We start from the raw sequence: 25,613 nt of genomic DNA, 5'->3' as shown, positions 1-25,613 counted from the left end.
AAAAATCTCTCTGTACACGGAGTAAAAGCAATAGTTATGCCAAAACAAAAATAGGCTTATCAATCAATACTTTGAATTAACAATCAACAATTAAAAGAGGTCAATAGGGGCAGAAAACTGTAACGAGAGGCAAGGTTTTGATCCATACGGCGGCAACAGCGGCAAATCGTAGATCAAAGCATGCTTAGCCTGAGTGAGGTGTATTCAGGCTAAGCATCAGATGAATGTCATGATGAAAGTGAACAAAGCGGTAATTACTAAGAAGCAATCACACGCCATTGCTTACTCAAGCAGAGTATCGAATGACCCAGCTAGTGCTCTAGCGGATCTGTAAGATATTCTGTTGTAGTTGGTTGTGTACTTCGAGCGAACGTGAGTTTGCTTGGAAGTTACGCTGAGCAGAGATCAGGTCCACCAACTCCTGCGTCATATCAATGTTTGACTGTTCCAGCATACCGTTATTGATGGTGCCGAAAGAGCCTTTATTTGATTCACCCCAGATCTTGTCACCAGAGAACTGCGTTGAATCCCATTGAGTGCCGCCTTTCTTATCCAGACCTTGCTCGTTTGGAACACGTACGAGAGCAACACGACCCAATGTAACGTTTTCACCGTTTGAGTAAGTTCCCAATACGCTGCCGTTTTCATCGAAGTCAACTTTGGTTAGGAAGCCCGTCGTTGCACCGTCTTCGTCAAACTTAGTCAGTTCGAACGGAGCCGCAAACTGTGTTGCTGAGCCTAAGCCGAAGTTAAGCGTCTGCGCAGGATCGGCACCATTCATATCGACTGGTGTCGTGTTCGTCGCCGGATCGCCCAGAGCCACAGAAGTGATTGGCTGACCATTGTTCAAGCTCGCCAACGTACCATCGTTGTTGAACTTCATGGTATGCCCCACATGACCTGTTGGCGTTTGCGCATCACCAGCCGCAACATTTAAAGGCTTTTCACCTTCTTTATCTGTCACGGTGTAGTAAGTGTTCCATGTATTTGGCTGAGTCTGATCTTTCAAGTAATACGTCGTTAGCTTGTAAGACTGACCCATCGAGTCATAAATTGTCGAAGAGGTTGAACGGTTGTATGTATCTGGGTCTGAAAAATCAAACTGCGTTGGATCTTTCAAATCGCCGTTCGCTGGCAAGTTCACACCCACTTCAATGTTTGCTGTTTGTTTTGGCTTACCAAATTCAGCAGGAATATTGATGGGTTGTGGCTCGTATGAAGAAACCTCACCAGAGCTTGGGTCCACTTGGTAACCTAATAAGAACTCGTCGTTCGCGGTCACCATGTAGTTTTCTTTATTTAAGTGAAATGCACCATTACGTGTCAGTTCATTCTGTTGTGGAGTTAGACGCTCTTTCGCTACAGCGAAAAAACCTGTCCCCGAAACACGCAAATCCATTGGGTTGTTGGTGTAAATGCTAGAGCCTTCATGGAACTGCTGTGCCACTTGGCTTGCTTGCGCACCACCACCCGGTGTGGTTTTTGCGTTAGTAAATAAAGAGTTAGAGTAGACATCAGCAAACTCAGCACGGGACTCTTTAAAGCCGTAAGTGTTGGCGTTCGCAATGTTGTTACTGGTGGTGTTCAAATCCAGTTGGGCGGCGGACAAACCGCTTAAAGATACATATGACATTCCAAAATCTCCTAATCTAGCGAGCTATGACTACGCTTTGCCGACTTCCAATACTTCTGCAAGTCGAACTGGCGATTCAAAACCAGCCAGATTGAGTAATACGTTTCCGTCACCTTTGCCAAGCAATACGCTGTTTACGTTGGCATACGTCGATACTGGGAACTCTTGCGACTCCCCTTCAACTAAGCCAGACGCTTTCACTTTGTATTTGCCAGCTGGCAGTGGATTTCCGCTTTCATCTTTACCGTCCCAAAGCACACGCGTGTCGCCGGCTGGTTTCGCCCCTACCTCAAAGGTACGAACCAGTTGGCCAGCTTCATCCTCTACACGAACAAACAGATTATCGATAGATTGTGAAAGCTTAACCATTGCCGCCATTGGTGCGTCGTCCTGCTTCACACCTGCTGCTCCTGGGACCAATACGTCACGCCCTACCAAAGAGGAAGCTTGTAACGCTTGATTTGATGTCATTGACGAATTCAAACTCTCAAACTGAGTGTTCATCTTGCCAATGCCATCAACGGTCGCAAATGAAGCCATTTGCGCAATCATCTGGTCATTACTTACCGGCTTAAAAGGGTCTTGCTGAGACAGTTGCTTCGTGAGCAATGATAAGAAGTCTTCCTGTTTTAGGTCCTGCTTACCCGTGCTCTCTTCCGCTTTCTTGTTACTCTCTTGTAGACTTTTAAGCTGGTCGATATAGGACAAGCCGCTTTGACCAACGTTGTTAATTCCGGCCATACGCTACCCCCTTATCCTTATTGACCCATCTGCAGCGTACGCAGCAGCATTTGTTTACTAGAATCAGCGACCTGTACATTAGTTTGGTATGCACGAGAAGCTGAAATCATGTTTGCCATTTCTTCCATTACATTGACGTTAGGCTTGTAAATGTAGCCTTCTTCGTTTGCAAGGGGATGGTCTGGGTTGTACTCCGCACTCAGCGGTTTATCACTTTCTACAATACCCATCACTTTCACTGGCACCGTATCACCGCCACGCATGGCGTTACTTAACTCTGCACCAAACACGGCATGACGCGCTTTGTAAGTGTCTTTCGCAGAGCTGCTGACACTGTCGGCGTTCGCCAAGTTGCTTGAGGTAGTATTCAGACGAACGGATTCAGCGCTCATTGCGGAACCTGTCACATTGAAAACGTTAAATAAGCTCATCTAAATTATTCCCCTTTGATTGCTTTGGTTAAGTTCTTGAATTTGCTGCCTAGAAAGTCGAGTGATGCTTGGTGTCTGATTTGGTTTTGCATAAACAAGTTACGCTCTAAATCCAAGTCTACCGTGTTGCCATCTCCCGTATCTGGTTGCGTAGGAAGACGATATAACTTGTCCCCAACCAACGTCGTAGTGGCAGGAATATGCCGACCATCTGTGCGACTAAGACCAATGCTTGCCCCAGATGTTGCCGCTTGCAATTCCTTCGCAAAGTCTAAACCTCTTGCTTTGTAACCAGGCGTGTTTGCTTGTGCGATGTTGGTGGAAATCACCTCTGCATTGCGCTCACGTACGCCCACCGTGTGCTGGTGGATGCCTAGTGCATTGTCAAAAGATATAGCCATGTTTGCCTCTACAATTAAGAACTGACCGTGATTGATAACCAAAAAGCAATTAGCATGCCAAAACCTAAAGCATTACACCAACCTAGTGGTTACCGTGAATTGAAATAGCAATAAGTGAGCCAAAGTAACTGGAATGTCATGTCGTATCACTTTGCTCACTTAATAAAGATACACCGTGTTGAGGGCACAAGGCAAAAACGCGCTTCAACTAATTGAGTGATACATGAAGCGCTCGGCGCAGAAAGGTAACAAACAAAAAAGCCTGACACGAAGTCAGGCTTTTCTATCAATGAAGAGATACCGCTATTTAAGCTTGTAAATGATGCCCGGATTACAGCGCACCATTTCAAATTTATCAGTCAGACCAGTTAGCGACTCTGATGCCCCTAACAGCAAGTAACCACCAGGGTTTAAACTGCTCGCCATTTGGTTAAGCACTTTAGATTTCATTTCTGGAGAAAAGTAAATCAATACGTTACGACAGAAAATGATGTCGAACTTACCCATCAGTGCGTAACTGTCCATCAGGTTTTGTGGACGAAAGTTCACCAAACGCTTGACGTTATCTTTGACTTTCATGCGACCACCGTCCGCATTTTCAAAGAAGGTGCGACGACGTTCTGGTGAAAGCCCGCGACCCAAAGCCAAGTTGTCGTACACCCCTGCACGACACATCTCGAGCATACTTGCCGAAATATCTGTGGCTGTAATGGACACGTTTGGTAACAAGCCCGGCTTGCGCTGTTGCGTTTCCAGGATCGTCATTGCAATAGAATACGGTTCTTGGCCCGATGAACTGGCAGCAGACCAGATCTTAATTGGGCGCTTGCTTGCCGCTACTTCTGGCAATAATTTGTCAGCTAAAACCGTGAACGGATAAGTATCTCGAAACCACAAGGTTTCGTTAGTCGTCATCGCATCCACAGCGGCGACTCGTAATTCTCGATTACGCCCTGTAACAACATCACGTAGCAAATCTGATAACGATGCGAGCTTAAACTTCGTCACTAAAGGACTCAGTCGGCTACGCACGAGGTATTGCTTGCTATCACCTAACACGATGCCACATTGCGATTCTAGAAAACGGCTAAAGTCACGATACTCTTGATCACTGATTGTAATAGCAGTCATTAATGTCTCTTTTATTGTGTTAATGCAGATTTAACCGCGTTACCCAACTCATCTGGGTTAAATTTCGCAATGAAGGTGTTGGCACCTACACGCTCAACCATAGCTTGGTTGAATACACCACTTAATGAAGAATGGAGGATAACATAAAGGTCTTTCAAATCGGCATGTCTGCGAATTTCAGCCGTTAAGGTATAGCCGTCCATTTCTGGCATTTCAATATCGGAAATAACCAACGAAATTTGATCGTAGATATTGCCTTCTTGAGCCATTTCAATCAACTTATTGTACGCTTCTTTGCCGTCTTTGACAGATACGACCTCAAAACCGATGGATGTAATCGCACGCTCTACCTGTTTACGCGCGACCGTCGAGTCATCAGCAATCAGTATGCGGCGTACAATAGGCTTTTCTTGTTCTGCTTGTGCGATTTCTTCGCCAATAGCGGAATCCATCGTTTCATCAACTGGCGCAATTTCTGCCAGGATTTTTTCAACGTCAAGGATTTCAACCAGCTCATTGTCAATGTTTGTCACGGCAGTCAAGTAGTGCGCTTTACCTGCACCGTCTGGCGGTGGCAAAATCGCTTCCCAATGCATATTGATAATACGCTCAACCGATGATACCAAAAATGCTTGGATCGTACGGTTAAATTCTGCAATAACAACAAAACATTTATCTAAATCAGTGGTTGGGCGGCCACCAATTGCCAGGCTCAAATCAATAACGGACACGGTATGGCCGCGGATATGAGCGATACCTTTAACCAGAGGGTGTAGATTTGGCATTGAAGTCAGCTTAGGGCACTGTAGTACTTCTTTCACTTTGAATACGTTAATGCCGTAGCGCTGTCGGCCCATCAGTCGAAAGGTCAATAATTCCAATCGGTTCTGACCGACGAGTTGCGTACGCTGATTCACCGAGTCAAGAATCCCCGTCATATGCTCATCTCCATCTCAAACTTTTTGTTTTTAAATGATACTCTACCACTGGCAAGCACGATACCAGGGAGACAGTATGGCGTATTTCACTTTCACTTCGACACCATTGACTATGACAATATGTAGAGCGCTAATTACAAAGTACGCTAAGTCTATCGGCATTTTGCTCAGTATGTTTAGCTTTTTTGTTCATTCAGCTTCAGATAATCAGATCGAGCAAATAAAAACAGCAGCAGAACAACATATTCTTGCTACGGTTGATCAGCCTGATGGTGGCGAGCTATCTGTTAATGCGGCAGAGATCGACTCGAGAATAAAAGCAACGGATTGCCCTGTTCCATTAGATACATCTGCCTCTTCCACCAGCAGCACGAGAAGTAACATCAATGTGTTAGTGGAATGCCAACCGGATGACTGGAAAGTCTATGTCCCTGTGAGGATCTCGGTATCAGTACCAATGATCGTCGCGACACGAACATTAGGGAGAGGAGAAATCGTCAGCGCATCGGATGTTACCACTTCCATGATCGAGCTACAGCGCTTTCGTAAAGATGGATTTTCTAGCTACGATCAAGTGGTTGGGGCAAAGCTAAAGCGTAATGTTCGTTTAGGCGATGTCGTAGAGAGAAATGATGTTTGTGTGGTATGCCGAAATGAAAAGGTCATTATCAAAGCGGTGAATTCTGGCATGACGATCACAACGCAAGGCACAGCATTGCAGGATGGTTCAGCTGGCGATCAAGTAAGAGTGAAAAATGATAAGTCACAACGTATAATAGAAGGCATAGTGACTGACATTGCGGAAATCACTGTTAATTTTTAATACCCACTGGTAGCGTGTTTAAACTGATCAATAAAAATGCAAAAAATGACTAAAGTTATTTTTGCGCTGGTCGATAGTCTGGATACCAGTATTACGATACAAGGCAAAGGTTAAACATGGCAGGTATAGATAATATACGTTCAGGGCAAATGATGACGACAACAAGTCGTGCTCCTACACGTAACGATTCCAATGCTACCAGCACGACAGAATCAAAAAAGGCGCCAGCGCAACAAGACGCAGTATCACTCAGCCAGCAAAGTAAAGCCGTCAGTAAACTCCAGAAGGATATGGCAGCTTCTCCGGCATATGACAGCGCCAAAGTTGCAGCAATCAAAGAAGCTATCACAAACGGTTCATACAAAGTCGATCCTGAAAAATTGGCTGACAACATGATTAAGTTTGAAAACGAATTGCAAGGAAAAAGCTAACTGGCTTAGGCCGAAGGTAAGTGTTTTATGGCAGCATTAGTCGATCTCGTTAATTTCCAGCTAGAAAATGCTAAGGCACTTTCCGCTGTTTTACGCCAAGAAACACAAGCAATCACGGCGCGTGTCTCTACCGAGATTGAGAACATTGCCAAACAGAAGATGACGCTCATTGATCAGCTCAGAACAACTGATCAGCGAATCGCCTCTCACCCGCACGTCAATCAACTTACTGAAGATGAGCACCTAAGTCAGGTTGTTGCTCAGATCCAATCGATCGTCCTCGACTGTCAACAAGTTAACCAAGTAAATGGCGAATCGCTTAGTCGCGCACAGCTGAGCTTCAATAAACTCAACAACATGCTTCAGCGAACTCATGGCAAAGTTGGCATGACCTACAATGCGGGCGGAAAAACCCACACCATCTCGACGCTTGGCACCAATATAAAAGCTTAAACGTCACTCTTACCCTCAATTCCCGCGCTCACGTAGATATAAAAAAGCGACTCATTGTTACCAATCAGCCGCTCAAAAAGATTATCTGTCTAGTGAAATGGTTTAAAACAAGGTTTGCTGACGCTTCTCAGGCACCTGCTGAACTTCTCCATAATCACGTAGCTTATCCATCTTACGGATATCCAGGCGCAGCTCAGTCACATAACTGTCTTCAACAAGATAACTACGCACAACTTCTGCACCACGAATTACACCATCGACGGCACCAGTGGTGCTTTCAATACCCAAACGCTGGTCTTGCAGCTCTGCACGTCCACTAACACGCATGCCATAAACTTGCTCTGCTAGCTCACGATAAGCATCAATTTTTGATGCGCGCATTGCTCGTACACGCTTTTCTTCAACTGTGCGGCCTGTTTGCTCACTGACGCTGGCATAACCCACCGCCACTAAGATTTCATCTTGACGCATCTGTTGTAATGGCTGACACCCAACCAATATCAGTGTGGCAACAATAAATAATAACTTCTTCATGCTTCTATCCTATGGACGGAGAATCACAGTGTACGGCTGACGAATAGTAGGGTCAGAACGAATCAACACACCATCTTGTGTGCGGATGCTATTTAACGTATCTAAGTCACGCCCAATACGGTCAGCCGGAAGGAAACCTTGCGCTGTCGCTACAACTACACGGCTTTGCATGCCAACCACGCGTGCATTGACAAGCACTCCGCCCTCTTGGCGCAGCATTGTTCCGGTCAGTACATACTGAATTTGCTGCTCTTGAGCTAAATCTTGCCAATCACGACTTAAAGCAAAATCGCCCTGCTGCGTCACTTGAATAGAGCCCGTAGTTTTGAAATCAACCACTTTAAACCCTCGGCGCTGAAACTGATGGATAAAACCTTCAGAGACCGAGTTACCTAACCAGTTTGTTGCATCCATATTTTGTAGATCAACAAACGAGGTAATCGCAATCGGTGTCCGCGCTGATACTGCCACATTAGAAACCATCAGGTCTTCTGTCATGCTCTCAATGAAAAAGTCCATCGTATGACGCGGACTATCCATCAGCATGAACTGGCTTCCCGAGTACGGTTCTTTACCATTGTAAATCGGTGAGTACGCGCACGATGTCAGAAGCGTCATCATCGATGCGGCGACAAGCCACTTTTTCATGGTTTGATTCTCCAGATAATCTTAGGTGATACCGTTCTTTATTAATTCCTTTCCAAGAAAGTGAATATTGGAACAGTCTTTGCTTTTCTTTGTTTGCCTAACGAAGAAAAACCCACCAAACTTCACTGAATTTGTTAAAGCAATATTTATACCCGAACGGTTGTAACCAATGAAAAAAATATTAAACAGTCTGTTTTCAATCACTTTAGTGATGCTTGTGCCTTTTAAGGTAATGGCATCTTGGTATGAAGTCACAGGCGTTGCCACCATCGTTTCTTCAGAAGAGACGGCAAGGCTCCATGCGTTGGAAGACGCGCTGTTCAAAGCCGTCAATTTTTCGGGCGCAGATATTGGCAGTATTAGCAACTTGATGCCGCTGTTAGAAGAAAGCCGCAACGAATACCAGTTTACCAATCATGAAGTCCGTTACATTTTGGTCGAATCTGAACGCAAACGTCGCGGTAAAGTCGAGGTAAAAATCCGCGTTGATATTTATCCATCGGCAACGGGTTGCCACACCGATCAATACAAAAAGACAATGCTGGTCGGCAATATTGAGGTCGCATCACCACAACAAGCAGTGATGGGACAAATTTATCAAGTTGGTGACGATTTTAGCCACGTAGTGAACCGTCAACTTGATCAAACCTCACGCAGCTTTGTGTCTGTTGGTACAACGGACTACTCAATAAGCAGCAACTATCCTGCTCGCACTCAAATGATCGCGCAAGACAATGGCGCACAATACATCATTGGAGGGGTCATCACCGATCTCACTGCAACGGTCGAATCTCAACTATTGCAAGATGACATCATCAATCGTCAGTTTGCGTTAGAAATGAAAGTATTTGATGGTAAAACTGGCCATGAAATCTTCAACAAAGCCTACCGTGAGGTCGCGCGTTGGCCATTTGCTAAGACGAGTCAAGTGGACACTCGTAGTGCACGTTTTTGGGCATCGACCTATGGCGAGATGATGCTTCGCGTTAGTCGCAATATTATGTTGGATCTGGAGTCGGAGCTATCTTGCAAAATTACACTGCCAGAGGTTGTGGCAGTCTTCGGTAATACCGTAACGATGGATCTCGGCCGTATGCACGGCGTAAAAGAGGGAGACAAATTGCAGCTTTGGCACACCGCGTCGTTTATCGACCAAAATGGATTGCCAAGAAACAAAGTCTCGCAAAGCGAAATTACATTAACGGTATCACGCATATACGAACACGAAGCGGAACTGACGATTGATCAGCCAAATTTAGCATCTAGCGTTCAAATTGGCGACGTAATGAACAAGATCCTATAAAAGCAAACATTAAGTCTTGAGATATGCTCACTTTTGAATATCATAGGCAGCGCATCTTATTTGATTATACCAATGACCGTAGCGAATCGTTCAACGTGATGCTGATACAGATCTGGTAGATTGCTAGATTTGAACTCAGTAAAACAGTGCAATGAACTGCAACTATTGGTATTACGCCCCCATGGCACAGCTGGATAGCGCAGTCCCCTCCTAAGGGACAGGTCGTAGGTTCGAATCCTACTGGGGGCGCCATATCATAGCCTTAGCTCCCACTTGAGCTAAGGCTTTTTTGTATCTTCAATTTCAAGCCTCGCACTGCTCCCCCTAGTACACCGTGTTAGATAATCTTCCCAGTAATCAATATGATCGGATCGGGTGTTTCGGTTACGGGATAAACCCTTCTACTGATCTGACTTCTTCCCCTTGAAATCATTTCAACAAGCCCTATTTACAGTTTTGTATTTTATTACTTTAATTATCTATGAGTTTTGCTTACCCTTTTAGCTATTAATAAAATTATTAGTTAGCACTATGTCTAAGAGCAATTTAATAACTAACACTGGACACCGCTTTATTTCTAAAGGCAAGACAGCCTTTAAGATACATATCCATACCCCCGAGGATACGGTACTACACCGCTCGGTAGGATTTGTTCGTATTGGAGAAAAGAAAGGCTTACAAAAAGCCATTAAGCTGAGAAACGAGTTAGGCCGGCAAATGTGGGGCAAATTCTGGCGACGTCTTTTGAAAGACCCTTACCTAATGACTAGGCTTCCACATAGCGTTGAGCCTAAAATCGTTCACAAGCCTAACCCTACTCTTGAAAACCCTGACAACCGAGATACGTGTTACATCGCCAAGTGGCGAGAGTTCAATGATGACGGCGAGTATAAATATAAAACGGTGGTTCGCTCTATTAGTAAGTACGGCAAACTTGCCGCCTACATGCAAACCAAAAAAGCGTTGTTAGAAGCACATAAAGATAACTTGGAGATCCTGACATTTATGGGGCGTTTAAACAGCATTGATCTTAAGTAATACCTGGCCACTTTGAACATTTCAGTCAGTTTTTTGAAGAGAAATAAAAAGCCCCAAAGAGCGAACTCTTTGGGGCTTTCAGCTTCAGTCTTCTATACTACGGTCGAATAGGAGCTTATTGCTGAACTTGGTATTCAAATTCTGGAACAACGACTTCTACGCGACGGTTTTGTTGACGACCTTCACGAGTGTCGTTTGAAGCGATTGGGTTGTTTTCACCTTCGCCACGAGCTTGGATACGTGATGAATCAATACCTTTTTCAACGAGTGCGTTAGCAACAGACTCAGCACGTTTTTCAGAAACTTTTAGGTTGTAAGCTGCTGGACCAGACGTATCTGTGTAACCTACAACTTCAACGTTCGCTTGTGGGTGCTCGTTTAGGAAAGCAACTAGGTTATCAAGTTTTGCAGCGCTCTCTGGTTTTAGAGTTGTGCTGTTTAGATCGAAGCTACCTGTGCCAATTGTTTGAGTTTCGAATGTTTTCGTAACTACAACTGGCTCTTCTACCACTTCTTCTACAACCACTTCTTCAACAACAACTGGCTCTTCTACGATTACTGGCTCATCGTTGCCGCCGAATTTGAAAGAAACACCTAGTGTTGCAGTGTTACCTGTCGCACGAGTTACATCGTTGCTGATGTCAGTCAGTGTTTGGTATTCCGCACGAGCTGTTACGTTTTGGCTTAGGTTGAATTCAAGACCAGCTGCGCCTAGGTAAGAGTAATCATCTTTGCCATCAAACATTACGTAAGCGCCACCCACTTTACCGTAAAGTGCGATGTCTTCAGTGATTGGTAGGCTAAATTTAGGAGCAAGAGTGATTGCTTCTACGTGGCCACCGAAAGAAGTTTGGTTAAAATCACCGATGTTGTCGAAACCCGCTTCTACTGCGAAGTATTTATTCATTTCGTAACCAACAAAAGCGCCAAGAGTAGAATCGTCTTTGTCACAAGCCTGGCCCGCTACACACGCGTCTTCCATCCATGACTTACCCATCTTACCACCAACGTATACTTCTGCTTGTGCTGCTGAAGCCATAAGTAGAGACGCTGAAATTACCGCTGCTAATTTTTTCATTATTGATTCCTCTAAAGAAGTTCTTTTGTTAGATGCCGAAATGCGCCGTCTGACTGACGTTGTATTTCAATTCTTTTTATTCATTCCTTGAGTGAGATACTTAGTCAGCTTCTTTTTATGCACATGCATTTTTTTTATGGAAGCAACTTACGTACATTTCCTGTTCAGTGATACATATCGCCATCTCGGTATCGCTGACGGGATGAACTATAACGCTAAGAAATCGCGAGAAAAATCCCAATTCTGTCAATTTATTGTCATCAAAAATCTCGACAACATGTGATCTTAAGCAAAAAAATCCCCACGCAATCACGACGCAAACGTTTGCTTTATTTTTTGAAACAACATAGCTAAAGCAAAGGTTTTTTCTTAAAAATGAGACAAACAAAATGGAACTTTAAGGAACATGGATAAAAATCAATCAGATATTTGATATATAATCGCTCGTTTTTTATTCATGCCAACGATATTTGGATTAAAAAATCTTATCCATATTGAGGTAAATTACAGGTGAAACCATCTCTTCATTCACCAATATGAGAGAAAGTTTCTCGTTATCTAAATTGAAGATACAAAAAAGCCGCGGTTGCTCACCGCGGCTTTGTGACTATTTATTCAAAAGAACGTTCAGTTCAAAGCAATTATGCGTTTGCTTCACGCTCAGCAATGAACTCAAGCGCCATCTTAATGCGAGCAATACAACGCTCTTTTCCAACCAGCTCCATGACTGCATCGACAGAAGGAGACTGACCGCCTCCTGTTACAGCAACACGTAATGGCATACCGATTTTGCCCATGCCGATTTCCAACTCTTCACATACTGCTGCGATAACGCCATCTTTGATGTTAGCTGTCGTCCACTCAGTTAGTGCTTCCACTTTCGCTAATGCAAGTTCTAGAGGCTCTTTAGCCACGCCACGTAGATGTTTCTTCGCTGCGCCCGCTTCAAACTCAGAGAAATCTTCATAGAAGTAACGGATTTGCTCAGCTAGCTCAACTAGCGTGTTGCAACGCTCACCCACTAGCTTGATCACGTCAGTGATAGCAGGACCATTCGTTACGTCTAGTTTTTGTTGATCTAGATGCCATTGTAGATGCTCAGCAACGTACGCAGGGTCTGAGTTCTTGATGTAGTGGTTGTTCAACCATTGCAGTTTATCAGTGTTAAAAGCAGACGCTGACTTAGATACTGCGTTTAGGCTAAATAGATTGATCATCTCTTCTTGAGAGAAGATTTCTTGGTCACCATGAGACCAACCAAGGCGCACTAGGTAGTTGTTTAGTGCCGCAGGCAGGTAACCCATATCGCGGTATTGCATGACTGATACAGCGCCGTGACGTTTAGACAGTTTCGCGCCGTCATCACCCAGGATCATTGCACAGTGTGCAAATGTAGGTACTGGCGCACCTAGTGCTTCGTAGATGTTGATTTGACGAGGGGTGTTGTTGATGTGGTCTTCGCCACGAACAACGTGAGTGATACCCATGTCCCAGTCATCCACTACTACACAGAAGTTGTAAGTAGGTGAACCGTCAGTACGACGAATGATTAGGTCATCCATTTGATCGTTGCGGATTTCAATGCGACCACGGATTTGATCATCAAATACTACGCTGCCTTCTTTCGGGTTACGGAAACGGATAACACATGGATCGCCATCTTTTGCCGCTTCGTTTGCTGCTTTGATTTTTGGATGGTTAGCATCGTAGCGAGGCATTTCTTTATTTGCTTCTTGCTCTGCACGGATTTCATCTAGCAGCTCTTTAGACGCGTAACATTTGTAAGCTTTGTCTTCAGCAAGAAGCTTATCAACCATTTCGTTATAACGGTCAAAACGTTGAGTTTGGTAGTAAGGACCTTCATCCCACTCCAAGCCTAGCCATTCCATGCCTTCAAGAATTGCATCAACCGCTTCCTGAGAGTTACGCTCAAGGTCTGTATCTTCGATACGTAGAACGAATTCACCACCTTGGTTTTTAGCGTATAGCCAAGAGTAAAGTGCAGTACGCGCACCACCAACGTGTAGATAGCCAGTTGGGCTAGGAGCAAAACGAGTTTTAACCGTCATTTGAGTTCCTTAGGGGTAATGAGCAACGAGAGATCTCTCGTTGTAATGTCAAGGATAAAAGTGGCGACATTTTACCACCGTAAGTCAATTCTACAATCGGTTTGACAACAGAAATAAAAACAGGGCAGAACCAAAAAGGCACAGCCCTGCTATTTACTGTTAAAGCACGAGACGAAATTACTTCAGGTTACGCATTGCCCATTGCATAAATTCTTGCTGCTCTTCACGGCTCAATTCATTAAACGATGCTTTGATTGTTTTGGTTTCCGCTGGAGAAGACGCAATGCTTGCCTTAGTCGATTCTTTATTCATTGCGTTATTATAGTCGGCAACTTCTCGTTCATAATCACGAAAACCTTGCAAACCACCTTTACGAAGTTGAACCATAGAGAATGCCACTTCTTTTCCGTTTTTGTCTTTCAATACCACTTTAGGATCGAGTTCGAAGGCTCTCGCCTCTTCAATAGTACGGAATGTTTGATAAGTCAGAGAAAGCTCGGTGTCTTTTTCTGCATCAAACTCTAATACCAGCGGCTGCGAATCGAATTTACGGCGCTTTCCATCTTCAAATACGATTTGTCCAACCGTTACCGCCAATTGGTTTTCCCCATCCTTTAACTCGATGCTGTTATTTTTGGAAATCCACTCAGGGTACACGAACTCACCGTTGAGAACGCGAGGAACCAGTTCAGCTTGCAGAGTCAGTTGAGCAGCAAAAGCAGGCGCAGAAAGCATTGCGCAAAGTCCGAGAAGTGTCGTTGTTTTTTTCATCATGGTTTCTCACTTTATACCAATTTAGATAAGCCTCTAAAATTTACAGGCCAGTCATTTCAAAGGCTTATTTGAATAAGTATCAAGATAAAAAGGGCGTTTCCGCCCTTTTAGTTGCTTCTTTAGTTAGAAGTAGTATTCAACACCTACAGAGAACTCGTCGTAGTCAGCAGACTTCCAACGTGCTTCTGTTGGTTTATCTAATTGAGACGCACCGTCGCCAAAGTCTAGAGTACGAGCACGTACGTACAGCACTGCCGATGGGTCTACGAAATACATAACTTGTGCTGATAACACATCGTCCGCTGTATCGTTAATTTTCTTACCATCACGCTCGAGATCAAAGTTAGCGGCGTAAGCCAGTTTGTATTGCCAATCACCCGTGGTGTACATGATAGCGGCAGACATTGCATCTTGCTTTTCACTCACACCATTGCTTGCGTCCGCTTCCATGTATTTGTATTGCGCAAAGAAAGAGATCCCGTTATCAAACCAGCCTTGTGCCCCTACCAAGTACGTGTTGTTTTCCCACGTTTGGCTTTCCATCTTTATATTACGGTTACCTTCATATGCCGCATCTAACTGGATAGGACCAATTTTGTAGTGTGCTGCAATACCACCCCAGTAGTCATCCCCTTCACCTAGACCTGCTTTATCACCTGCACCAGCTGCGATATCTAGGGAGAATTTGTCAGCAAACATTGGAGAGTCCCAGCGGATAGTGTTTGATTGACGGTCTTGGTACTTGGCGCCTCCAATAGCACCACCCCAGTCGTATACATCGCCGAGACCAGGGTTAGATGCTGGCCAGTCAACCAATTCGTACATAGGTGTCAAAACGCGACCCAGACGAATTTGACCCCAAGATGCACTTTCAAAACCGACGAATGTGTCACGTTCACCAAGACCTGCGCCCTCGCCACCAAAGCTAGGGTCTACATAACCGCCTTCGATTTGCCAAATAAAAGTAGGGTCGAAGTTAGCAAATTGTTTTTTACCACGGAAACCAATACGAGATTCGTTGTTTAGCTGCATGCCACCCAAATCATCGTCCGTTGCTTTGCTGCCAGAATCGTAATCGCGGTACGCGGCCTGCATCGCGATGATCCCGTAAACTTCATAAGAAAATGAATCTTTGGTTAGAAACTCTTTTGCTGCGTCACTGTTTGCACCATCAGCAAATGCAACACCACTGAACATCATGCCGGTAATTGCCGTGGCAAGTAGGCTTTTCTTTAGGTAAGACATTATAAACCCCTATATTTTTAGTTTTTTCCATTTTCAAATTCACTAACTAGGACATGGCAGGAACTTGAAACAGTGTTTGGACGGGGCAAATATGACAAACTTTTTTCGCACTAAAAAACTTTCCCTACAGCAATCTGAGCGACTTCAAAATGAGAAGATCAAAAATAAAATAAAATAATAAAAAACAATTACTTAACATCAAATATAAAAAATAAAAAACGTTAAAAGTACGTTTTGACACTGAACTGACATTGAGAGTATCTAAAAAACGTGAGCGACTTCATTCATCTTTTAGGTGTTTTAACGGAACTTTATATTCAAAGAGAAAAAACCTTGAGATCACTCGCAAGTAAAATGACCGTGCACTTGTGGGATTCGAGAGATTTTGACGAAATTGTTGTGAGTAGCAAATGGGTATTGACCTTACCCTTGCAGGAAGGTTTAAGCTCATGGCATCACTACTATTGAGGTGCAGATTATGTATCAGTTAGTTATACCTTTATCAGGGCTCAACTGCATGGGCTGTGCGAGAAAAGTTGAGAAGGCTTTACATGCAAATCACGATGTGGAGATCCTCAATTTGTCCCCGACGCAAGTAGAGGTCAAAACCGAGTCTTCTCTTAAAGAGCTCGTCTCGTCGATTGAATCTCTTGGTTACCAAGCAGGAAATCACTACGAACTAAACCTTTCAGGCTTAAGCTGTGGCGGTTGCGTCAAAAAACTTTCATCTTTATTAGAATCTAATCAAGACGTTATTTCTTTTGAGGCTTCAACAACGCACTTAGAGATTCGTACCCTCCTCTCCGAGCAACAAGTGATCGACTTAATAGCAACACTCGGCTATACCGCCAACCTTGATTCTGTTGAAGTAGAGAACGAAAGCTCACCAGAGACCGAACAGGTAGAACAGCAAAGCAATATTAAAGATACGCAGGTGCCACCAGCGAGTATTCAATTGCAAATGCTGATTCAAGGCATGACGTGTGCGAGTTGCGTATCTTCAGTAGAGAAAGCACTTACTAACGTAGAAGGCGTTGAGAAAGCACAGGTCAACCTTGCAGAACAAAGCGCACTAATATTCGCAAGCCAAGACTCTGATGACCTCCTTAACGCAATTGTTGAATCGGTAAAACAAGCCGGTTACCAAGCAGAGATCCTACAAGACGCCGCAACCCAGCAAGAAAAGCAAGCACAGCAACAACGTCAGCAACAAAAACGCTTTAAACTGGATGCTATTGCTGGCCTTGTCGTCGGTGCCCCTTTAATGATTTGGGGCGTAGCTGGCGGCAATATGATGATTCGCAACACCAACGACCAATTAGCTTGGGGCGCGATCGGTATCGTATGTTTACTCCTTCTTGCCACAGCAGGGAAACACTTCTTCAGTAACGCTTGGTTAGCAGCTACTCACAAGCGCGCCACCATGGACACGTTAGTCGCGCTCGGTACTGGCGCAGCGTGGCTCTATTCGATGCTTGTGGTGATTTTCCCAGACTGGTTCCCTCTTGCTTCACGCCACGTGTACTTTGAAGCGAGTGCAATGATCATCGGCTTAATTTCTCTTGGTCACTATATAGAAGCAAAAGCCAAAGCAAACACAACACGTTCCTTACAAGCGTTGATTAACCTGCAACCTCAGCAAGCTACGGTAATTACGGAACAAGGCGACCAAAAAATCGCGGTTGAGCAAATCACGTTAGGCATGAAACTGCGTATCAAACCAGGCGAGAAAGTGCCTGTTGATGGCGTTGTGATTCAAGGTGAATCATACATTGATGAGTCGATGCTCACTGGTGAACCAGTACCAGTATTAAAAGCACAAGAGGCTCAAGTGTCTGCCGGGACATTAAATACCGATGGTGGATTAGTCATTGAGGCAACGGGTATTGGCGCAAATACCATGCTGGCTCGTATCATCCGCATGGTGCGCACAGCGCAAAGCAGTAAGCCTGCCATCGCGAAACTGGCAGACCAGATTTCATCGGTGTTTGTCCCTGTCGTTGTTGGCATAGCAATACTGGCCGCGCTCGTTTGGTTTGCCGTTGGCCCAGAGCCAAAAGCGAGTTATATGCTGGTGGTCACCACAACCGTCCTGATCATCGCCTGCCCTTGCGCTCTAGGCTTAGCAACCCCGCTTTCTGTCACGGTGGGAGTGGGTAAAGCCGCAGAGCTCGGCATTCTAATCAAAGACGCCGACGCCCTGCAATTGGCAAGCAAAGTCGACACGGTTGTGTTCGACAAAACTGGCACGCTTACCCAAGGTAAACCTAGCGTTCAGAAAGTGTTTACTCACGCCACCAGCCAAGAAGATCTATTGGCTTTAGCGTATGCGGCAGAGCGTCAGTCTGAGCACCCACTGGCAAAAGCGGTATGTGATTACGCCAAACGACACGACGCAAAGGATGTCTCATTAGACAAGTTTGAGAACGTTCGCGGGCGCGGCATTTGGGCGACGTATCAAGATAAACCGCTACTCATTGGTTCGCTTCAATTTATGCAAGCAGAGAACGTCGAGACCAGCGCACTAAAACCTGCCATCGATGAATGCGCAAAAAATGCGTGGACTCCGGTAGCTGTGGCATTGAACGGCGAACTGATCGGTCTGATCGCCATTGCCGACCCGATCAAATCAGATGCGAAGCAAGCGCTCTCTGCATTAAAATCGCAAGGCATCAAAACGGTAATGCTGACGGGCGATAACCAACACGTTGCCAATACTATCGGCCAAGAACTTGGTATTGATGAAGTGATTGCCCAAGTAATGCCAGATGAGAAAGCTCAGCACATTGAGCAACTTCAATCTCAAGGACATGTCGTGGCAATGGTGGGGGATGGCATTAACGACGCCCCTGCTCTCGCGTTATCCAACCTAGGTATTGCCATGGGTAGCGGCAGTGATGTCGCCATTGAAAGTTCGCAAATGACCATCCTGAACACGTCACCAATGGCGGTAGTACATGCGATTGAACTCTCTCGCGCTACACTTAAAAACATGAAGCAAAACCTATTTGGTGCCTTTGTTTACAACTCGTTGGGTATTCCAGTTGCCGCTGGTGTGCTTTACCCAGCGTTTGGATTTTTGCTCAGTCCTGTTGTCGCAGGAGCGGCAATGGCACTGTCTTCAATTACTGTCGTTAGTAATGCAAATCGACTACGACTGTTTTCAGTAAAATAACCACTTCTTTTTGAGGGTATTATGAAGTTGAAACTATTGACCTTTGCAATGCTTGCGACCGTGTCCGCCAACGTATTGGCAGCCGATGTCATTAACCATAAATCGCCATACTGTGGCTGTTGTGGAGAATGGACAAAACACATGGAAGAGAACGGCTTTACGGTCGAAGAAAAATTGCACGATGACATGAACGCCATCAAACGCGATCTAGGCATCAAGAATGAACAGCTTTACTCTTGCCACACGGCAGAGATCAACGGCTATCTGTTTGAAGGTCACATTCCAGCCGAAGACATTAAAGCGTTTTTGAAAAATCCACCACGTAACGCAAAAGGCCTATCAGTACCAGGCATGCCAATGGGCTCCCCTGGTATGGAATATGGCGACAAAAAAGACAGCTACACCGTTTACGCCTTTAACGAAAAAGGCCAAGTGTTCGAATATAGCCACCACGAAGGCAACGACCAATAAAAACAAAGCCCAGCGAGATAAACCGCTGGGCTTTTTCTTAATGGACAGTTAAGACAAATATAAAATTAGAAGCCGTAAGAGGCACCAAATACAAAAGCGTTATTCACTAGGCTGTCACCACTCGCGTTTTCTGCACCGTGTGCTTGACTACGGAACTCAAAGTAAGGTTGAACACCTTTACGAGTCCACGTTGCACGAAGCTCGTGGTCCATGGTTTCCGCTTCAATCATGTAGACGTTGTTGTAGCTTAGCGTCACATCCTCATTCATCACGTAACCGATGCGGTTGTCCATGCGGTAATCTGTATCCGCATCTGCGTCTGCGTCTGTCGCATCAATGTGCGCACGAGTACGGTTACTTAAGGAGATGCCGTTATCGAAGTTGTAACCGATCTTAACCAATGGACGGTACTGTACATTCTCGCCAGCAGAGAACAGGTGTTGGTAACCCGCGGCAACCCATAAATGATCGGTAATATTAAATGACTGCTCACCACCCACAGTGATTGCTGGTGTTGTGTTACCTGCGCCACCGTTTTCTGTTTCCAGTTTACCCAACTGAATACCATCAAATTCGGTGTAAACCGTAAAGCCGCCGAATTGGTTATCAAAAGTATGACCAGCTTCCAGTGTAGACGTAACGTCCGAACCATGAATTCGACCATCATCGTGGAATTGAACATTACCTGTTACGTAAGAAGAACCAGCAAAAGCGCTAGAAGCGAAAGCGAGAGAAAGAGCACTCAGTGCAAAAATGTTTTTCATAATTACTGCCTTTATTTATTCACGTTATGCGATAGTTTTAGAGGGCATCTCTTCCCTTTTATCGCAAACTTTGGAATGTGCCTCCTTGGCGTTCGCAATATTGTTTTAATTAATTCGCGATGGAAAATAAAACATTTTAAAAAGTGATCTTGTTCAAACCGAGCTCAACAACCCTGATAAAAACATCGGAAATACAGGCACTTATTGTATTTTTATAAAATTATTCAAAAAATAGAAGTGTGATCATAAACAGGTTGTTTATTGATATTTAGCAGATTAAGTCGATCCAGTTCACAATAACCTTGACCATTACAACCAAAAACTTATTTATCAATGAAAAATAATTAGACATCGATCACGCTTAATTTCCTCAAAAAATAAAGAAAGCCCCAACATGATGTTGAGGCTTTGCCAAAAAATTAACTTACAAGAATCGAGTTATTTCACGCTGGTCACTCGACTTGCTTTCTCACCGGTTGCTGACACAGAACGGATAAACACTTCACCTTTCACATTTGGACGAGCATTATCTGCGTAAGTTAGCCAGTTCTTGCCGTCTAGAGAGTATTGAAGCTTCACACCCGGGAACTGAACGTTCATTGCCAGTTTACCCTCTTCAACTTTCGCGCCTGGTACAGGTAGGCGGTAGTCGATACCCGCTTTTTCTAGCTTAGCCAGTTCGCGTTGGCCAAGTAGGTTCGCAAAGCGGTTGTAGTCTTGGTTTAGCGCAGCTTTGTTTACTAGGTTAGAGTTTTGCGAGTATTCAACACCCACTTTGTAGTCGTTTTCCCAATCAGCACGGTGCCATGCACGTTCAGCGGCTGCCAGTACGCGAGGGAATACCATGTACTCGTATTGCTCGTCGTTACGTACTGTCTCAGACCACAGCTGTGCTGATAGACCATAGAAAGGTTTCGCTTTGATTTCACCTTTACCAGTGAAGCCGTTACCATCGCGGTCTACAGAGGTTTCTGCGTTCTGAGGCATGTTCTCTGGTGCAAAACCAAACATCTTACGAGTATCTGTTGCACGCGTCGCCCAGTAGTAACCACGCTCTTTCGGGTCAACTTCGTACGGCATGTCCATGTATACGTAGTCTGGGTTAGAAACGATAACGTCGTAACCTTTCTTAGACCATTCGTACACTGATGATGTGCCACCCCAGTAAAGAACGTCCCAGAAGTTAACACGTGTGTTTTCTGTTGCGAACGCTTTCTCACCTTCACTGTACTTAAGGCCATCTTGCCAAGCTTGGAAGTTTGGAATGCCTTTCTCTGCCACCATCTTCGACACTTCTTCTGCAAAGTGGCTTGGTAGATGAGCAAAATCGCTTACCGTACCGTCTGCAATTAGCGTCTGACATTGTGGTGACTGTGCGAATGGCTTGTCTTGCTTAGACAAATCAATGTTACCCTTCCAGCTTACTTTGTCTTCTGCGTTGATGTCTTGCAGACCAGCGCCTAGCTTGATGTTCTTCGCTTCGTCACCACCAAAGTGCCATGTTGTTAGCGGCGTGCCCGCTTCTTGGTGCATTGCTGCTACTTCTGAAATCACTTTATCAACAAAGCGAGTTGAAGATTCCATACATGGGTTGATGAAGCTTTGCTTATTGTAGAACTGAACCGTCGTTACGTTCGATGTATCTTGAGGATCCATCAGGCGGTACTCGTTTGCTTCTGCTTCTTTACCTTCTTCCATTAGACGGTCGTAACGTGCTTCCATTGATACCACTGCTGCACGAGCGTGTGCTGGCATATCGATTTCAGGAATCACTTCGATGTTACGCGCTTTCGCGTACTTCAAGATGTCCACGTAGTCTGCTTTGCTGAAGAAGCCAGAACCAAAGTTGTCTGTCGTTGCACCTGAGCCAAGCTGAGGCAGTAAACAGCTTTTCTCTTCCAAATCGAAACAACGGTTAGCACCCACTTCAGTCAGCTCAGGCAGACCCGGGATTTCTAAACGCCAGCCTTCATCATCCGTTAGGTGAAGGTGTAGTTTGTTCATCTTGTACGCGGCCATTTGGTCAAGCGTTGCAAGAATCGCGTCTTTAGAGTGGAAGTTACGAGCCACGTCCACCATCACACCACGGTAATCAAAACGAGGCGCATCTTTAATAGACAGTTGTGGTAGAGAATCAGCATTTTGGCTATCTACCAGGCCAAAGATAGATTGTACTGCGTAGAAAGCACCTGCTTGGTCAAACGCTTTAATCGCAATACCGTCGCCTTTGATGCTCATTTCGTAAGCACCAGATTTTGCTAATTCACCGGTGAAGTCTGCAGGAACAACAGTGATGCTTACAGGAAGATCACCACGAACATCCACACCTACCACTTCTGCACGATCTTGAATTGCTGCGTATTGAGTCGCATCGAATGCGTCTTTAGGCAGCGCGATACCCGCCGCGATATCTACGGTACCTTTACCTGCTTCAACAGACAGTGGCGTTGGTAGTAACGTGGTTGATACGTCTTGTTTTACTAGGTCTTCGTTCTTCTCGAAACGAGACACAGCGTTTGCAAATACGTTGTTGTCATCTGGCGTACGTTTTAGGTTGTTCCCCTCAAGGCCAGTCACGAAAGATGCAACGTCTTCTGTGTTAAGAGAAGCAATCATCTTAGGCTCTGCATTTGGTGCAGCAACGAACGCGCCTGGCATGAAGTCAGTTTCAAATAGCTGCCAGTATTCAGCAACAAGAGGAAGCACAACCTCTTCACCCGCAGCAAAACCATCAAACTTATCTGTCGGTTCTAGTTTGTGTAGGTCACCCGTTACGCGAGAGATTTTGAACTGTTCGTTTTCAACATCCAGAATCAGACGAATGCTGTGGAAGTAAATAGCCCAATCTTTTGAGTCAACCGCTTCTCCTTGGTTAACCAACGTCATGTTTACCTTGTTACAAGACGCCCACTCAGCCCCTAAGCCCTGACAAGCAAGACCTTCGTTTGCGCCGTGGTTAGTCAACACTTGGTATTGAATATCAAGATTATTAGCCAACGAATTTACAACTTGTTGTTCAGAGCTTTGCAGCGCAGCGCAACCTGCTAATGTAGTGATAACAGAAATAGCAATCAGACTAGGTTTAAACATCTTACTTCCCCAAAAAAGTCAGTGGTTCAAAACGACAATGATAAAAATCTCGGCCCCTCAAATGCGAGGTACCTAACCGTTACATTCAACATACAACCTGTTATTTCTAAGCGTAAAATAAATAGAAATAGGAAGTGATCCAGCTCAAAAAATGACACTCAGCAAAAACAATAAAAACCTAATTTTCATGGAGTTACAATACACGTCAAAATCGAACAACTTGTTTTGACGAGTTTGCTGCGATCTAGGTCACTTATATTCATGAGTTACGACTGATTTTGTAAGATTTGGATCACGCCTAATTATTTTGTGAACCATTAGTAAGCGAATTACCTATTTACCTTTCGTGAAGTGACTCTCATTTATTCGTCGTCAAAACTCGTCAATATTTTTATAAATGACGATTTTGTCGAATACACCACTGGAGAAATTGCACTTAACCTCACGCTATTTTGCGTATAAAGTTTCAAGGTATCTTATCTGAGGACCATTCTATGTTTCGTCTCTTGACGCTCATATCATCTCTACTTGTTACTTTAACGCCTTTTTCATCTTATGCAGAGCCACAGCATTGGTTAGCGAAAAAAGGGGAAACCGAACTTATGATTATTGGCTCGGTACATGTGGGGGATAAAACGATGTACCCACTCCCTAGAACGGTCATCCAGTATTTAAGCCAAAGCGCAGGGTTGATTATTGAAGCAGACGTCAGGAATTCTGAAGGCTTGGTTTACCCACAAACAACCATTCTTTCTAAAGATGTTTTAGACAGAGCTCAACGTCGCCACTTAATTGAAATTGCCCAAGATTTAGGTTTGCCAGAAACTCAACTCCTAAATTCCCCACCTTGGATGGCTGCATTCACCATCCAACTCGCTTTAGTCAACAAACTGGGGTATGTCTCTGATAAAGGGGTCGACATGCACCTAATAGGACTCGCTGATAAAAAGCAAATCCCGGTCATTCCACTAGAGTCAGTGCAATTCCAAATCGATTTAATCGCAGGTCAATCAGAAGGCGGTAAAGAGATACTTCTCTCGTCAATTGAAGAATATGATGGCGGAGAAGAGTTGGTTCAATGCTTGATAGAGAGTTGGAAGAGTGGTGATGGTAGCATGTTGGTCGAAGCCTCTTTGACCGATCATACAACAGAAGAGTTTAACCAAGCCTTTTTATACGAGCGTAATCGAGATTGGGCTAAAAAACTCGACACTGGCAGTGTTCTACCTCAACAATCGGGTCGCTTCACCGTTGTTGTTGGTGGCTTGCATTTAGTAGGTAAAGATAACCTGATTGAACTGCTTAAAAATCGGGGATTTAACATCAAACCACTGGGTAAGACGCGCCAAGCAAATTGTGATATCTAGTGATTGTGTGAAAAATGCCATTTAAATACAATTATTTAAATACAACCATTTAAAAATTCATTCAAACTTTCTTATAAAACGCCGTTAAGCTAAGTGGATACAAAACAACTCATATGAAATTTAAATATTTATTCCTATACACGATTGGAATTATGCTCACTTCTTCGCTGTCTTATGCTAAACCGCCATGCAACGTAGAAGCTTTTCAAGCTATTGATATAACTCCGGAAGTAAAAGGCGGTGTTTTAGATAAAGAGAGTGGTCAATTTCTTATTACCGAAAAACCAATGATGCGTTGCGCGAACATCACGTTTTCAACAGCCCACACTCGAAATCGCGTTGCACATATGATGAACCAAGGCTTTGAAGCGGTTTACTATGATGGAAATACAAGCAAATCTCACTCAGTAACGTTTGATGAAGACGATTTAAAAGCGGGTTACGTCAAGATTGGTCCAAATCACCCAAAGACCGCTTATGTCTGCTTCACTACTTCTGAAACTCCTATCAATACTATCTCGTGTGACATCAAGTAATAAATTTACTCACTCTAAAAAATGAAAAGGCCCTACATTTCTGTAGAGCCTTCCTCTCAATACGTGTCGGTGAAGTGCCATATTCGAACATCAGGCGAACCCCAATTTGATTCGATACTATTGAAGTCTAAAATTACTAGCGCTAAAAACGACGAAAGCCTGCTCATTGAGCAGGCTTTCTAAAAGTGGTCGGTGAAGAGGGATTCGAACCCCCGACCCTCTGGTCCCAAACCAGATGCGCTACCAAGCTGCGCTATTCACCGAGATGTTTAACTGAGGAATTGTCCCCGTCAACGAATGCGTATATTACGGATTCTGAACTGTGGCGCAAGTGCTTTTTACAAAAAAACCTTAGGTCTTAATTCGTTTGATGAATAACTGAACACTAGCACGTAAAATGTGACTGATAACTCACAACAAAATACAGTTTATTAACCTTAGCAACATAATTGATCCAGATCAGTGTGCAACAAGACACCGCCATTTAGTTTATTCCTGTCGGGAACATCTTGGAGGAAACGTATGGACTTTTGGCTTGA

At 44.4% G+C, this 25,613-nt stretch carries 23 protein-coding genes and 2 tRNA genes; 10 read left to right on the top strand and 15 right to left on the bottom strand.

The features are described from left to right. Positions 1-319: 319 nt before the first annotated feature. The 6 genes from flgE to IQP38_RS13015 all read right to left on the bottom strand — a co-directional run bounded on the left by flgE (position 320) and on the right by IQP38_RS13015 (position 5,275). The gene (flgE, locus tag IQP38_RS13040; protein ID WP_005382030.1) at positions 320-1,633 is read right to left on the bottom strand and encodes a flagellar hook protein FlgE; all 1,314 of its coding nucleotides are present in this window, start codon (positions 1,631-1,633) and stop codon (positions 320-322) included. Positions 1,634-1,663: 30 nt separating this feature from the next. Further along, complete coding sequence (gene flgD, locus IQP38_RS13035) at positions 1,664-2,374, bottom strand: flagellar hook assembly protein FlgD (RefSeq protein WP_005382029.1); 711 nt, start codon at positions 2,372-2,374, stop codon at positions 1,664-1,666. A 17-nt stretch (positions 2,375-2,391) separates the two neighbouring features. Continuing rightward, the gene (gene flgC / locus IQP38_RS13030) at positions 2,392-2,805 is read right to left on the bottom strand and encodes a flagellar basal body rod protein FlgC (protein WP_005393132.1); all 414 of its coding nucleotides are present in this window, start codon (positions 2,803-2,805) and stop codon (positions 2,392-2,394) included. Between the two features lie 5 nt (positions 2,806-2,810). After that, entirely contained in the window at positions 2,811-3,206 is a 396-nt protein-coding gene (gene flgB, locus IQP38_RS13025; protein ID WP_005382026.1) for a flagellar basal body rod protein FlgB, read from the bottom strand. A 303-nt stretch (positions 3,207-3,509) separates the two neighbouring features. Then, positions 3,510-4,337, bottom strand: a complete 828-nt coding sequence (locus IQP38_RS13020; protein WP_005382024.1) for a CheR family methyltransferase — start codon at positions 4,335-4,337, stop codon at positions 3,510-3,512. 11 nt (positions 4,338-4,348) lie between these two features. Continuing rightward, positions 4,349-5,275: a chemotaxis protein CheV gene (locus IQP38_RS13015; protein ID WP_005382022.1), complete on the bottom strand. Its 927-nt coding sequence runs from the start codon at positions 5,273-5,275 to the stop codon at positions 4,349-4,351. Between the two features lie 76 nt (positions 5,276-5,351). Between IQP38_RS13015 and flgA the strand changes: the two genes are divergently transcribed. The 3 genes from flgA (at position 5,352) to IQP38_RS13000 (ending at position 6,982) form a co-directional block, all read left to right on the top strand. Continuing rightward, the gene (gene flgA / locus IQP38_RS13010) at positions 5,352-6,098 is read left to right on the top strand and encodes a flagellar basal body P-ring formation chaperone FlgA (RefSeq protein WP_005382020.1); all 747 of its coding nucleotides are present in this window, start codon (positions 5,352-5,354) and stop codon (positions 6,096-6,098) included. A gap of 116 nt (positions 6,099-6,214) precedes the next feature. Then, positions 6,215-6,529 (top strand): flagellar biosynthesis anti-sigma factor FlgM, encoded by a 315-nt coding sequence (gene flgM, locus IQP38_RS13005; protein WP_017819976.1) that lies wholly within the window; start codon positions 6,215-6,217, stop codon positions 6,527-6,529. A gap of 27 nt (positions 6,530-6,556) precedes the next feature. After that, a complete protein-coding gene (locus IQP38_RS13000) occupies positions 6,557-6,982 on the top strand; it encodes a flagella synthesis protein FlgN (RefSeq protein ID WP_005382015.1) in 426 nt (141 codons plus the stop codon). 102 nt (positions 6,983-7,084) lie between these two features. On the opposite strand, the gene flgP is transcribed toward IQP38_RS13000, so the two are convergent. Together flgP and IQP38_RS12990 are read right to left on the bottom strand one after the other, a co-directional pair. Then, positions 7,085-7,516, bottom strand: coding sequence for a flagellar assembly lipoprotein FlgP (gene flgP / locus IQP38_RS12995; RefSeq protein ID WP_005382014.1), 432 nt, complete (start codon positions 7,514-7,516; stop codon positions 7,085-7,087). 9 nt (positions 7,517-7,525) lie between these two features. Continuing rightward, positions 7,526-8,164: a FlgO family outer membrane protein gene (locus IQP38_RS12990; protein ID WP_005382013.1), complete on the bottom strand. Its 639-nt coding sequence runs from the start codon at positions 8,162-8,164 to the stop codon at positions 7,526-7,528. 169 nt (positions 8,165-8,333) lie between these two features. Between IQP38_RS12990 and IQP38_RS12985 the strand changes: the two genes are divergently transcribed. From IQP38_RS12985 to IQP38_RS12975, 3 genes are all read left to right on the top strand, one after another. Further along, complete coding sequence (locus tag IQP38_RS12985; RefSeq protein ID WP_005382012.1) at positions 8,334-9,467, top strand: flagellar assembly protein FlgT; 1,134 nt, start codon at positions 8,334-8,336, stop codon at positions 9,465-9,467. A gap of 175 nt (positions 9,468-9,642) precedes the next feature. Beyond that, positions 9,643-9,719, top strand: a tRNA-Arg gene (locus tag IQP38_RS12980). A gap of 279 nt (positions 9,720-9,998) precedes the next feature. Further along, entirely contained in the window at positions 9,999-10,505 is a 507-nt protein-coding gene (locus IQP38_RS12975) for a hypothetical protein (protein WP_005382011.1), read from the top strand. Between the two features lie 115 nt (positions 10,506-10,620). On the opposite strand, the gene IQP38_RS12970 is transcribed toward IQP38_RS12975, so the two are convergent. The 4 genes from IQP38_RS12970 to chiP all read right to left on the bottom strand — a co-directional run bounded on the left by IQP38_RS12970 (position 10,621) and on the right by chiP (position 15,671). Then, complete coding sequence (locus IQP38_RS12970) at positions 10,621-11,583, bottom strand: OmpA family protein (RefSeq protein WP_005382010.1); 963 nt, start codon at positions 11,581-11,583, stop codon at positions 10,621-10,623. 641 nt (positions 11,584-12,224) lie between these two features. Then, complete coding sequence (gene gltX / locus IQP38_RS12965) at positions 12,225-13,652, bottom strand: glutamate--tRNA ligase (RefSeq protein ID WP_005384075.1); 1,428 nt, start codon at positions 13,650-13,652, stop codon at positions 12,225-12,227. A 177-nt stretch (positions 13,653-13,829) separates the two neighbouring features. Then, a complete protein-coding gene (locus IQP38_RS12960; RefSeq protein ID WP_193837646.1) occupies positions 13,830-14,426 on the bottom strand; it encodes a DUF2057 domain-containing protein in 597 nt (198 codons plus the stop codon). A gap of 123 nt (positions 14,427-14,549) precedes the next feature. After that, complete coding sequence (gene chiP, locus IQP38_RS12955) at positions 14,550-15,671, bottom strand: chitoporin (protein ID WP_017819978.1); 1,122 nt, start codon at positions 15,669-15,671, stop codon at positions 14,550-14,552. A gap of 478 nt (positions 15,672-16,149) precedes the next feature. Here chiP and IQP38_RS12950 point away from each other — a divergent pair, with 478 nt between their 5' ends. Both IQP38_RS12950 and IQP38_RS12945 read left to right on the top strand, forming a co-directional pair. After that, the gene (locus IQP38_RS12950; RefSeq protein ID WP_193837645.1) at positions 16,150-18,846 is read left to right on the top strand and encodes a heavy metal translocating P-type ATPase; all 2,697 of its coding nucleotides are present in this window, start codon (positions 16,150-16,152) and stop codon (positions 18,844-18,846) included. 21 nt (positions 18,847-18,867) lie between these two features. Continuing rightward, on the top strand, positions 18,868-19,317 hold the full coding sequence (locus IQP38_RS12945) for a DUF411 domain-containing protein (RefSeq protein ID WP_005382005.1): 450 nt from the start codon (positions 18,868-18,870) through the stop codon (positions 19,315-19,317). Between the two features lie 65 nt (positions 19,318-19,382). On the opposite strand, the gene IQP38_RS12940 is transcribed toward IQP38_RS12945, so the two are convergent. Further along, positions 19,383-20,081: an oligogalacturonate-specific porin KdgM family protein gene (locus tag IQP38_RS12940; protein WP_193837644.1), complete on the bottom strand. Its 699-nt coding sequence runs from the start codon at positions 20,079-20,081 to the stop codon at positions 19,383-19,385. A 438-nt stretch (positions 20,082-20,519) separates the two neighbouring features. Beyond that, on the bottom strand, positions 20,520-23,171 hold the full coding sequence (locus tag IQP38_RS12935) for a beta-N-acetylhexosaminidase (RefSeq protein WP_193837643.1): 2,652 nt from the start codon (positions 23,169-23,171) through the stop codon (positions 20,520-20,522). Positions 23,172-23,665: 494 nt separating this feature from the next. Here IQP38_RS12935 and IQP38_RS12930 point away from each other — a divergent pair, with 494 nt between their 5' ends. Both IQP38_RS12930 and IQP38_RS12925 read left to right on the top strand, forming a co-directional pair. Then, entirely contained in the window at positions 23,666-24,538 is an 873-nt protein-coding gene (locus IQP38_RS12930; RefSeq protein WP_064353689.1) for a TraB/GumN family protein, read from the top strand. Positions 24,539-24,690: 152 nt separating this feature from the next. Then, positions 24,691-25,074 (top strand): hypothetical protein, encoded by a 384-nt coding sequence (locus IQP38_RS12925; protein WP_005384085.1) that lies wholly within the window; start codon positions 24,691-24,693, stop codon positions 25,072-25,074. Positions 25,075-25,260: 186 nt separating this feature from the next. On the opposite strand, the gene IQP38_RS12920 is transcribed toward IQP38_RS12925, so the two are convergent. After that, positions 25,261-25,337 (bottom strand) — tRNA-Pro (locus tag IQP38_RS12920). Positions 25,338-25,613: the final 276 nt, after the last annotated feature.

This window comes from Vibrio sp. OPT41 (assembly GCF_015163595.1).
Taxonomy (GTDB): Bacteria; Pseudomonadota; Gammaproteobacteria; order Enterobacterales; family Vibrionaceae; genus Vibrio; species Vibrio alginolyticus.
Note: the sequence above shows the minus strand (reverse complement) of the source record. Positions and strands in the feature narration are given on the sequence as shown.

Coding starts and splice junctions, on each gene's coding strand:
- IQP38_RS12925 (WP_005384085.1), top strand. CDS start 24,691: ATGCTCACTTCTTCGCTGTCTTATGCTAAACCGCCATGCAACGTAGAA.
- flgD (WP_005382029.1), bottom strand. CDS start 2,374: ATGGCCGGAATTAACAACGTTGGTCAAAGCGGCTTGTCCTATATCGAC.
- IQP38_RS12950 (WP_193837645.1), top strand. CDS start 16,150: ATGTATCAGTTAGTTATACCTTTATCAGGGCTCAACTGCATGGGCTGT.
- flgB (WP_005382026.1), bottom strand. CDS start 3,206: ATGGCTATATCTTTTGACAATGCACTAGGCATCCACCAGCACACGGTG.
- IQP38_RS12935 (WP_193837643.1), bottom strand. CDS start 23,171: ATGTTTAAACCTAGTCTGATTGCTATTTCTGTTATCACTACATTAGCA.
- flgP (WP_005382014.1), bottom strand. CDS start 7,516: ATGAAGAAGTTATTATTTATTGTTGCCACACTGATATTGGTTGGGTGT.
- IQP38_RS12940 (WP_193837644.1), bottom strand. CDS start 20,081: ATGAAAAACATTTTTGCACTGAGTGCTCTTTCTCTCGCTTTCGCTTCT.
- IQP38_RS12985 (WP_005382012.1), top strand. CDS start 8,334: ATGAAAAAAATATTAAACAGTCTGTTTTCAATCACTTTAGTGATGCTT.
- IQP38_RS12975 (WP_005382011.1), top strand. CDS start 9,999: ATGTCTAAGAGCAATTTAATAACTAACACTGGACACCGCTTTATTTCT.
- IQP38_RS13015 (WP_005382022.1), bottom strand. CDS start 5,275: ATGACGGGGATTCTTGACTCGGTGAATCAGCGTACGCAACTCGTCGGT.
- flgM (WP_017819976.1), top strand. CDS start 6,215: ATGGCAGGTATAGATAATATACGTTCAGGGCAAATGATGACGACAACA.
- IQP38_RS12960 (WP_193837646.1), bottom strand. CDS start 14,426: ATGATGAAAAAAACAACGACACTTCTCGGACTTTGCGCAATGCTTTCT.
- IQP38_RS13020 (WP_005382024.1), bottom strand. CDS start 4,337: ATGACTGCTATTACAATCAGTGATCAAGAGTATCGTGACTTTAGCCGT.
- IQP38_RS13000 (WP_005382015.1), top strand. CDS start 6,557: ATGGCAGCATTAGTCGATCTCGTTAATTTCCAGCTAGAAAATGCTAAG.
- IQP38_RS12930 (WP_064353689.1), top strand. CDS start 23,666: ATGTTTCGTCTCTTGACGCTCATATCATCTCTACTTGTTACTTTAACG.
- flgE (WP_005382030.1), bottom strand. CDS start 1,633: ATGTCATATGTATCTTTAAGCGGTTTGTCCGCCGCCCAACTGGATTTG.
- flgA (WP_005382020.1), top strand. CDS start 5,352: ATGGCGTATTTCACTTTCACTTCGACACCATTGACTATGACAATATGT.
- IQP38_RS12945 (WP_005382005.1), top strand. CDS start 18,868: ATGAAGTTGAAACTATTGACCTTTGCAATGCTTGCGACCGTGTCCGCC.
- IQP38_RS12990 (WP_005382013.1), bottom strand. CDS start 8,164: ATGAAAAAGTGGCTTGTCGCCGCATCGATGATGACGCTTCTGACATCG.
- chiP (WP_017819978.1), bottom strand. CDS start 15,671: ATGTCTTACCTAAAGAAAAGCCTACTTGCCACGGCAATTACCGGCATG.
- flgC (WP_005393132.1), bottom strand. CDS start 2,805: ATGAGCTTATTTAACGTTTTCAATGTGACAGGTTCCGCAATGAGCGCT.
- IQP38_RS12970 (WP_005382010.1), bottom strand. CDS start 11,583: ATGAAAAAATTAGCAGCGGTAATTTCAGCGTCTCTACTTATGGCTTCA.
- gltX (WP_005384075.1), bottom strand. CDS start 13,652: ATGACGGTTAAAACTCGTTTTGCTCCTAGCCCAACTGGCTATCTACAC.